Source organism: Pollutimonas bauzanensis, from assembly GCF_040393045.1.
Lineage (GTDB): Bacteria > Pseudomonadota > Gammaproteobacteria > Burkholderiales > Burkholderiaceae_B > Pollutimonas > Pollutimonas bauzanensis_A.
On sequence record NZ_JBEBUX010000001.1, the window covers coordinates 70,924 to 79,426 of the forward strand.

Here is an 8,503-nt window from a genome sequence, read left to right on the forward strand (position 1 = left end):
CTTACTTGGCTAGCTCTTGCTTGGGCGGCCGCTGTGACGTTCCTGCAAGGTGCTCGATTGAACGGCATAGAATGGATAGCGACAAGAAAGAAAAGCCGATCGCGGCAATTGCCATGGCCGGCCACGTGCGCCAATTGATCGCGCCGAAAGTGCTTTCGCTGGCGGCATAGGCGTGGATAGTCTTGTCTATGTACATGTACGCAATGGTGGCAAAAATCGCGCATGCCGCCAGGCCACCGATAAGGGAAAAGAATCTCCACTGCCTAATGCCTAAGTGGTCCGACAATATGTCGATCTCAATGTTTTCATTTTTTCGAAACACGTCGGATAAAACGAGCAGGACGCTGGCTGGAAATAAATACATCGAGGTCAGATCGAATGCGAAGGTAAATGGGCTATGGAATAAATAGCGCATGGCTACGTCGATAGTGGTCAACAGTCCTATTGCACAGAGACACAACACGGCAATGAACATCAGAATTGAATCGATGGCGTGCAGGATTGCGCCCACGCGAGTAAGCAGGGTGGCTTTCATGTTGGCCCTTTATTAGGGATTCGGAGGAGACATTGCGTACGCTGCAATGCCCGATGCCATTAGATGGGCTACATGGCTTTCTGGTACCGCTCCAACGTTTCCGTGCCAGGCTTGCCCATTCCGTCCAGCGACGCGGCCCAGCGCTTGCGCGTTTCGGCAAGTCGTTCGCTGAGCTTGGTGTTTTCCACATCAGTCATCAGGACCTCTTGCATTCCTTCTTTCTGAAGGTCCGCAATAATGTTCTTGTTGGTCATGTCGATCCACGCGCAAATCCGCATGGCGGATTCTTCACTGGTTTTGGCCAACACTTTTTGCTGCTCGGGCGAGAGCTTGTTCCAAGCTTTCTCGGTGATTGCGAAGACAGAAACGAAGCTGGCAGTATTGACGTTGGTCGTCATGTATTTGAGAGCCGTCTGCCAGTCGAAGGGCTTAAGACTTAGTAGAGTGACAAACATGCCGTCGAGGGTGCCACGCTGCAGCGATGGAAGCACATCGGGTCCCGTCATCTTTATTGGCACAGAGCCTACTTGTGATGCGGTGATGTCCATGGCGCCGCCGGCAGTGCGCATCTTCAGCCCCTTCAGTTCATCGAGCGCAGTGACCTTTTTATTCGTCGTTACGATGGCATATGGTGCGTAAGTCATTGCCCAGAGGACACGCAGGCCAAGTGGTTTGTATTCCTTTTCGTCCAGAAAGCCGCCGGGGCGCATTAGGGTCATCAGGCCCCGGTTGCCGTCGCAGGTATTTGAGAAGAGATCGGGAAGCTCTGCCACGCCGGATAAAGGAAATTTTTCGGAAATGTAGGCAGGCGAAATGTGAACGATATCGGCGACGCCCGCTTGGGCGAGCGTTGCCATGTCTTTTGCCTTGCCGATTTGCTGGGCGGGGTAGTATTCGAAGTCGATAGACCCGTTGGATGCTTGCTTGGTCGCTTCCATCCAGGGCTTGACACCCTCATCGAGTGTGTAGTGCGACAGAGGAAGCCAGTCGGCAAACTTCAGTTTTATTGTGTCGGCCGCCTGGGAGCTGAAGCTGGCTCCAATCAATAAAGCGGCAAGCCAAGTCGTGCGAATGGCCCTGGGCTTAATGCAAGGAATGTGCTGGGTGTGCCCGAGTTTTTTGTTGGACATGTTATGTCTCCTGTCTCTGTCGAGGTCTTGATTTTATATTGACCGAATGTTCGGTATAGTGTGTAGACTAAATGTTGAAATGTTAGCTGTCAATGTTTTTTTTACCGAACGATCGGTTTATAATGGGTTTGTATATAAGCATAATCAAAAGGGAAATAACATGGCTTCGAGTGCAATGTCGCGTGACGAAATCCTTAATCGACTTGCGAAGGTGTTTCGTGACGAAGGTTACGAAGCCGCTTCACTGACGCGGCTGTCCAAAGCGACAGGCCTGGGTAAGGCGAGTCTGTACTATCATTTTCCAGACGGCAAAGAGCAGATAGCACAAGCGGTCATCGACCGGGCACATGAGCTATTTTCTGAGCAGGTGATTACGCCGTTGCGCAGCGATGCTCCCGCCGACCGGCGGATTCTGCAAATGGTGCGCAATATCGATAATTACTACTGCAACGGGGAAGAGTCTTGTCTGCTGGGTGTGCTCGCAATGAGTGCCACGCCTGCGGTTTTTCACCCTCAAATCAAAGCAGGCCTACTTGAATGGATTGATGCGTTGACTGACGCATTGACCGACTTCGGTTTGCCTAAGCGCCAAGCGCGGCAACGTGCCGAGGATACCGTGTGCCGAATAGAGGGAGCTCTGCTGCTTTCCCGCGGGATATCGGACCCAGGCCCATTCAGGCGCATTCTTAGTCGGCTTAAAACTCATATTCTGGCTTGCGCCGAATCCTAGCCATTTAGCAGTAAATCTCTTGGGGAATGTTTATGAAGATATACGACAAAATATTCATTAATGGTGTTTGGGTTCAGCCATCAGGCCAGGACGTCATCGATATAGAAAGCGCATCGACACAGGAAATTATTGCGCGTATTCCGGCTGCGGAAGCCGAAGATGCGCGCCTGGCGGTCGAGGCAGCGCGTGGGGCGTTTCCTGATTGGTCGGCGACCACACCGCAGGAAAGGGCGGTATATCTTGACAGGATCGGGGCGCAGCTTAAAGAACGTAGCGCTGAGATCGGCGAAACCATTGCTCACGAAGTCGGTATGCCGTTGATGCAGGCAATAAAGATACAGGCGGGTTCCCCGCGATTTACTTTTGCCTCTTACTCTAAGCTATTGACGACATTCGAATGGCAGCAGCAGGTAGGGAACTCAACCGTTTATCGCGAGCCGGTTGGCGTTGTAGTGTGCATTACTCCCTGGAACTATCCTCTTCACCAAATTGCTGCAAAAGTGGCACCAGCATTGGCAGCCGGGTGTACGGTTGTCCTGAAACCTTCCGAAGTCGCGCCTCTGAATGCTTTCATCTTTGCCGAGATCATAGCGTCGGTTGGTTTGCCCAAAGGTGTATTCAATATGGTGACCGGATACGGCGCGACTGTCGGTGAAGCCTTGGTGTCGAGTCCAGATGCCGATATGGTGTCGTTTACCGGTTCGACGCGCTCGGGAACACGCGTTGCCGAGCTTGCCGCTGCAACGGTCAAGCGGGTAGCGCTTGAGTTGGGCGGAAAGTCGGCTGCCATCGTGTTGCAGGATGCCGACCTGACGCAGGCGGTCAAGGCGACTGTGTCGACTTGCTTCCTTAATTCCGGCCAGACCTGCAGCGCGCACACGCGACTTTTGGTGCACGAGTCGCAGTATGAAGAAGCCGCTGCACTCGCTAAAAAGTATGCTGACGCTTATGTAGTAGGGAGCCCTTTAGACGAAGCCACTACTTTGGGGCCGGTCATTTCGCACGCGCAGCGTGAACGCGTCCGCAGCTACATCAATAAAGGCATTGAAGAGGGCGCGGAATTGATAGCGGGTGGGCCCGAAAGCCCAGCCGGTTTAGATAAAGGCTACTACGTACAGCCCACGGTTTTCGGTCGTGTAGATCCGTTAAGCACTATAGCTCAGGAAGAAATCTTCGGGCCGGTCCTTTCCATCATTACATACCGGAACTTGGATGAAGCGGTCGAGATAGCCAATGGCACGCCGTTCGGCCTTGCCGGTGCTGTGTGGTCGGCTGATGAGGATAAAGCGGTTGGCGTAGCGCTACGCTTGCGCACTGGGCAGGTCGACATTAACGGCGGTCAGTTCAATATGCTTGCCCCCTTTGGGGGTTATAAGCAATCTGGCTATGGGCGCGAGCTGGGTAAATTCGGCTTGGATGAATTCCTGGAATTCAAGTCGGTGCAATTCAAGCGTTAAGGGGGCTATTTGGTGGGGGCACAGTGCCCCACTCTTGTCTATCCAGGAGATCATGCTCCTTCCGCCAACACAGCTTTAAGCAACTCAACAAACGCCATCGTACGCTGCGGTAATAGACGCCGTCCGGGCGTCACGCACCATACGGTGGCCGGCGGCAAATGCCAATCGGGCAGAACACGTTTAATGGCGCCTTGTTTAACGAGTTCTTCTGCAAATCGCTCCGACAATCCCACAATGCCCAGTCCATGTGCTGAGAGCGCCTGCTGCAAACCCATGGAGTTTGCGCTAAGCGAATGCTGAGGAACACCTTCCCACTTCTCGGCTTCTCGCGACAAGCGCCATTTTTGATGCTCGCCGCCGCTAGTGACGAGTACCAGGCCAGTATGTTTAAGCAGGTCGGCGGGTGTCTTGGGTGTGCCATGTCGCTTCAGGTAGGTGGGGCTGGCATAAAGACCATTGTGTAGCGTGGCGATAGGGCGGGCAACCAAGGTATTGTCGTCCGGCAGCTGTGTTGCTATGCGCACGGCCACGTCGAAGCGTTCAGCCAGTATATCTACACGCCGCGCTGACAGGTCAAGCTCCAGGCGCACGTCCGGATACTTGCTCGTAAATTGGCTAAGGCACTGAACCAATGACAATTCATGGAACTCTGGCGGGAGTGATACGCGCAACGTCCCCTGTGGTGTGATTTGACGGTGCAAGGCGAAAGCAGCGGCCGCATCGGTTTCATCAAGAAGAAGCTGGGCGTGTTCCAGGATGCTTTCACCGAAGTCCGTCAGAACCAGCCGGCGTGTGCTGCGCTGCATGAGCCGTTCTCCTAGTTGCTGCTCAAGGTCGGTCAGTCGGCGCGACAGGGTCGATTTAGGCAAACCTGTCCGGTCGGCCGCCTGGGTAAAGCTTCCCGCGTTGACGATATGAGCGAAGAGAATCAAATCATTGGCATAAAGGTTTATGGCTGACATAGCATTCCGATTGTTCCATATTTGGAATCAGTATACCCAGATACTGGGGTTTTTCTCTGTTTTTGTTTCCAATAGAATGGGTACATCGATGGTGCTTAGGATTAGTCGCAACGCGATGCCATCAACCCGCTTAATTAAAATCATTAGGAATTCTCATGAAAAAGACACTTGTTGCTGGTATTTTTGCTTCCCTGATCGCAATCCCGGTATTTGCCGCGCCTCAAACCTATGTGCTTGACCCAACGCACTCTTTCCCGCGCTTCTCTTACGATCATATGGGGTTTTCCAAGCAAATTTTGCGCTTTAATAAAACCACTGGTACGGTGGTGCTGGATAAGCAAGCTAAGCAGGCCAATGTGGACGTGACCATCGACATGACATCTATCGACACCGGGTTTGATGAATTCGATACGCACATTCAGGGCGCTGATTTTCTGGATACCGCCCAGTTCCCGACAGCGACCTTCAAGTCTACGAAAGTGAATTTTGAAGGCGACAAGCCTGTCAGCATCGACGGCGATTTGACGATCAAGGGTATCTCCAAGCCGGTTACGCTTACTGTGACGTCCTTTCTAAGCGGCTCGCACCCGATGCTCAAGAAAGACGCCATTGGCGCGAACGCGACTGCGGTGATCAAGCGTAGCGATTTCAATGCTGGCATGTTCGCGCCCGCCGTTGGCGATGAAGTAACTTTGGATATCGCGCTTGAAGCCATCGTCGAATAAGTGTTTGCAAGCGCCAAGCGATTTAAATATTTAAGAGGATCATTATGGGACTGCTAGTTGATGGAAAATGGCTTGATCAGTGGTATGACACCTCAAGCACGGGCGGCCGTTTTATACGTAGCGATGCCCAGTTTCGTAACTGGATTACGCCTGACGGCAGTGCCGGACCCAGCGGCAGCGATGGGTTCAAAGCCCAGGCGGGTCGCTATCACATGTATGTTTCTTTGGCCTGCCCTTGGGCAAATCGCGTACTGATTCTGCGTGCCTTGAAAGGGCTGGAACAGATGATTAGCGTGTCCGTGGTCAACCCTTATATGGGGGAAAACGGCTGGACCTTCGAGCCTGGGCCCGGCGTAGTCCCAGACCCGGTTGGACAGGCAAAATATTTGTACGAAGTGTATTTGCGGGCGCAGCAAACATACAGTGGGCGCGTGACCGTGCCGGTGCTTTGGGATCTGGAGCGCAATACCATCGTCAGCAATGAATCGTCCGAAATCATTCGGATGCTGAATTCGGCGTTTGATGGGATAGGCGCAAAAGAGGGCGATTATTCCCCGGTGGAACTGCTGCCCGAGATCGATGCGGTCAATGCCAACGTTTATGACACCATCAATAATGGCGTATACAAAGTCGGCTTTGCCACCGCGCAAGAGGTTTATGAGCAAGAGGTAAGCAAACTGTTTGCGTCGCTTGATGAACTCGAAACCACACTGGGCCGCCAACGCTATCTTGTTGGCGATCGTGTCACCGAGGCCGACTGGCGTTTGTTCACCACGCTGATTCGCTTTGACGCGGTATATAACGGCCACTTCAAGTGCAATCTCAAGCGCCTGGTGGATTACGAAAATTTATGGAGCTACACCCGCGAGCTCTATCAGTGGCCTGGCGTGGCTTCCACCGTGAACTTCCCGCACATCAAGGCTCACTATTACCGCAGTCATGGCAGCATTAACCCGAATGGGATTGTGCCAGCAGGCCCCTTGTTGGACCTGGACCGCGCCCCTGACCGCAAACAATTCATTGAAGGAGATTAGTATGTTGGAAATTCGAAAAAGCGAAGAGCGCGGCGTGGCCGAACACGGCTGGCTAAGCTCACGACATTCCTTTTCATTCGGCCACTATCACGACCCCAGGCACACCGGGTTCGGTCCGTTGTTAGTGATCAATGAGGACCGGGTGCAGCCCGGCAGGGGGTTTGGCGAACATGGTCATCGAGACATGGAGATTCTTTCTTATGTCCTCGACGGCGCACTGGAGCATAAAGACAGCATTGGCACAGGTTCTGTCATCCGTTATGGCGATGTCCAGCGCATGAGCGCAGGAAGCGGTGTGGTCCATAGCGAGTTCAACCACTCCCATTCCGAGCCTGTGCATTTTCTGCAGATCTGGATAGAACCGAACGTGCAGGGCATTGACCCCAGCTACGAAGAAAAACATTTCGATCCGGCCTCCAAAGACGGTCAGTTGCGCCTTATCGCTTCGGCCGATGGGCGAGATGGATCCGTGCTTATTCATCAAGATGCCGCCCTTTATGCCGCGATCATGAATGGTGATGCCGACATTCAGCATCAGCTGGCATCCGATCGATGTGGCTATGTGCATGTTGCAAGAGGCAGCCTGACTGTTAATGGCGTGGTCCTGAAAGCCGGCGATGCCTTGAAAATCCTAAATGAAGATCTTATTACTCTAGGCGCTGCCACGGATGCAGAAATACTGCTTTTCGACTTGCCGCTGTAGTCTTCGCATCGCTGTGTAGTCTTGTTCCGATGCAACGCGATGCCCCAAACCAGGGCATGGCGTGGCAGTGCGCCTCATTATCCGGCGCACGGTTTTCGTCGCCACGTTAACCGTCATCGGTTCGACATTGCAGATTTTTTTCTATTAAAACAACCGTCTGTATTCGTTTTTCTTCACTTCTTGATGTTCGTTCATAACTTGGCATGACCTTTGCGTAGAGCAATAGGGTCATCTGTGTCAGTTAAGTCTCACGAACAAGGAAGAAGCTGTTATGAAATCCGTATACGCCTGCGCAAAATTTGTTGTCCTGGTCTCCAGTTTGGGGATGGCTGTCGGGGCAAGTGCCGCTTATCCCGACCGCCCCATCGAGGTGATTATTTCGTTTCCGCCGGCAGGCGCGACCGACGCCTTGGCGCGTGCGGTGGGGCAGCGCCTTTCAGACAAACTGGGGCAAACGGTCATGGTGCAGAATCGTCCAGGAGCGGGCGGCGCGATTGGCTTGGCGGCGGCTGCTCGTGCAAAAACCGATGGCTATAATTTGTACCTGGCTGCGACCACCAATCAAGCCATCTCCGCTGCGATTTACCCAGAACAGAAAGCAAATTTGATCAACGACTTTGTGCCTATCGGCCAAGTTGGGTTTGCGCCGCATGCGCTGGTCGTCCCCGCGTCTTTGCCGATAAAAACCGTGGCTGAACTGCTGGCTTACTTGAAGGAAAAGCCGGGCAACTATAACTTTGCGTCACAGGGAACGGGCACGCTATCGCATCTGGAATCTGAGTTGTTCGCGGCCAGCAACCAGCTCGACGTGGTTCATATCCCGTACAAGGGAAGCGCACAGGCGCTGCCCGATGTGGCCAATGGCTCTTCGACAATGATGTTCGACAGCATTACAGGCTCTATGCCTATGGTGCAGGCGGGCAAGATCAGATACCTCGCGGTTGCATCAACAGCCCGCGCCACCATGCTGCCCGATGTACCTACCTTGGCAGAGGCGGGTGTCGAGAATGTTGTTGCGAACAATATGTTCGGACTTTTTGCACCAAAAGGAGTTCCGGCAGAGGTGGTCGATAAACTCTCGACCGCCCTTGAGAGTGTATTGGCGGAACCTGAGCTAAAAGCCAGGCTTGCCGAACAAGGCTCAGAGCTTAGCTATGCATCAGGCCAGGCTCTGAGCGAAACAATCACCGGAGAACACCGCTATTGGGCGGGTGTGGTGGAATCGGC

Annotated in this window: 9 protein-coding genes; 6 read left to right on the top strand and 3 right to left on the bottom strand. The window is 53.3% G+C overall.

The window, feature by feature from the left end:
• Nucleotide 1: 1 nt before the first annotated feature.
• Nucleotides 2-535 (bottom strand): TRAP transporter small permease, encoded by a 534-nt coding sequence (locus ABWO67_RS00345; RefSeq protein WP_353146147.1) that lies wholly within the window; start codon nt 533-535, stop codon nt 2-4.
• Nucleotides 536-603: 68 nt separating this feature from the next.
• The gene (locus ABWO67_RS00350; protein ID WP_353146149.1) at nt 604-1,665 is read right to left on the bottom strand and encodes a TRAP transporter substrate-binding protein; all 1,062 of its coding nucleotides are present in this window, start codon (nt 1,663-1,665) and stop codon (nt 604-606) included.
• 160 nt (nt 1,666-1,825) lie between these two features.
• Between ABWO67_RS00350 and ABWO67_RS00355 the strand changes: the two genes are divergently transcribed.
• The gene (locus tag ABWO67_RS00355) at nt 1,826-2,395 is read left to right on the top strand and encodes a TetR/AcrR family transcriptional regulator (RefSeq protein WP_353146150.1); all 570 of its coding nucleotides are present in this window, start codon (nt 1,826-1,828) and stop codon (nt 2,393-2,395) included.
• Between the two features lie 32 nt (nt 2,396-2,427).
• Nucleotides 2,428-3,852, top strand: a complete 1,425-nt coding sequence (locus tag ABWO67_RS00360; RefSeq protein ID WP_353146152.1) for an aldehyde dehydrogenase family protein — start codon at nt 2,428-2,430, stop codon at nt 3,850-3,852.
• 50 nt (nt 3,853-3,902) lie between these two features.
• Here the strand turns inward: ABWO67_RS00360 and ABWO67_RS00365 are convergent, their stop codons facing one another.
• Nucleotides 3,903-4,814 (bottom strand): LysR family transcriptional regulator, encoded by a 912-nt coding sequence (locus tag ABWO67_RS00365; RefSeq protein WP_353146153.1) that lies wholly within the window; start codon nt 4,812-4,814, stop codon nt 3,903-3,905.
• A 155-nt stretch (nt 4,815-4,969) separates the two neighbouring features.
• Here ABWO67_RS00365 and ABWO67_RS00370 point away from each other — a divergent pair, with 155 nt between their 5' ends.
• The 4 genes from ABWO67_RS00370 to ABWO67_RS00385 form a co-directional block, all read left to right on the top strand.
• Nucleotides 4,970-5,539: a YceI family protein gene (locus ABWO67_RS00370; protein ID WP_353146154.1), complete on the top strand. Its 570-nt coding sequence runs from the start codon at nt 4,970-4,972 to the stop codon at nt 5,537-5,539.
• Nucleotides 5,540-5,583: 44 nt separating this feature from the next.
• Nucleotides 5,584-6,573 carry a glutathione S-transferase family protein gene (locus ABWO67_RS00375; RefSeq protein ID WP_353146155.1) on the top strand — a complete coding sequence of 330 codons (990 nt, stop codon included), beginning with the start codon at nt 5,584-5,586 and terminating at the stop codon, nt 6,571-6,573.
• A gap of 1 nt (nt 6,574) precedes the next feature.
• A complete protein-coding gene (locus ABWO67_RS00380) occupies nt 6,575-7,276 on the top strand; it encodes a pirin family protein (RefSeq protein ID WP_353146156.1) in 702 nt (233 codons plus the stop codon).
• A gap of 271 nt (nt 7,277-7,547) precedes the next feature.
• A partial coding sequence (locus ABWO67_RS00385) for a Bug family tripartite tricarboxylate transporter substrate binding protein (RefSeq protein ID WP_353146158.1) occupies nt 7,548-8,503 on the top strand: 956 nt, incomplete at its 3' end.

What these genes read in the sequence shown, in the direction of transcription:
- ABWO67_RS00345 (WP_353146147.1), bottom strand. Translation starts at nt 535, where the DNA reads ATGAAAGCCACCCTGCTTACTCGCGTGGGCGCAATCCTGCACGCCATC.
- ABWO67_RS00350 (WP_353146149.1), bottom strand. Translation starts at nt 1,665, where the DNA reads ATGTCCAACAAAAAACTCGGGCACACCCAGCACATTCCTTGCATTAAG.
- ABWO67_RS00355 (WP_353146150.1), top strand. Translation starts at nt 1,826, where the DNA reads ATGGCTTCGAGTGCAATGTCGCGTGACGAAATCCTTAATCGACTTGCG.
- ABWO67_RS00360 (WP_353146152.1), top strand. Translation starts at nt 2,428, where the DNA reads ATGAAGATATACGACAAAATATTCATTAATGGTGTTTGGGTTCAGCCA.
- ABWO67_RS00365 (WP_353146153.1), bottom strand. Translation starts at nt 4,814, where the DNA reads ATGTCAGCCATAAACCTTTATGCCAATGATTTGATTCTCTTCGCTCAT.
- ABWO67_RS00370 (WP_353146154.1), top strand. Translation starts at nt 4,970, where the DNA reads ATGAAAAAGACACTTGTTGCTGGTATTTTTGCTTCCCTGATCGCAATC.
- ABWO67_RS00375 (WP_353146155.1), top strand. Translation starts at nt 5,584, where the DNA reads ATGGGACTGCTAGTTGATGGAAAATGGCTTGATCAGTGGTATGACACC.
- ABWO67_RS00380 (WP_353146156.1), top strand. Translation starts at nt 6,575, where the DNA reads ATGTTGGAAATTCGAAAAAGCGAAGAGCGCGGCGTGGCCGAACACGGC.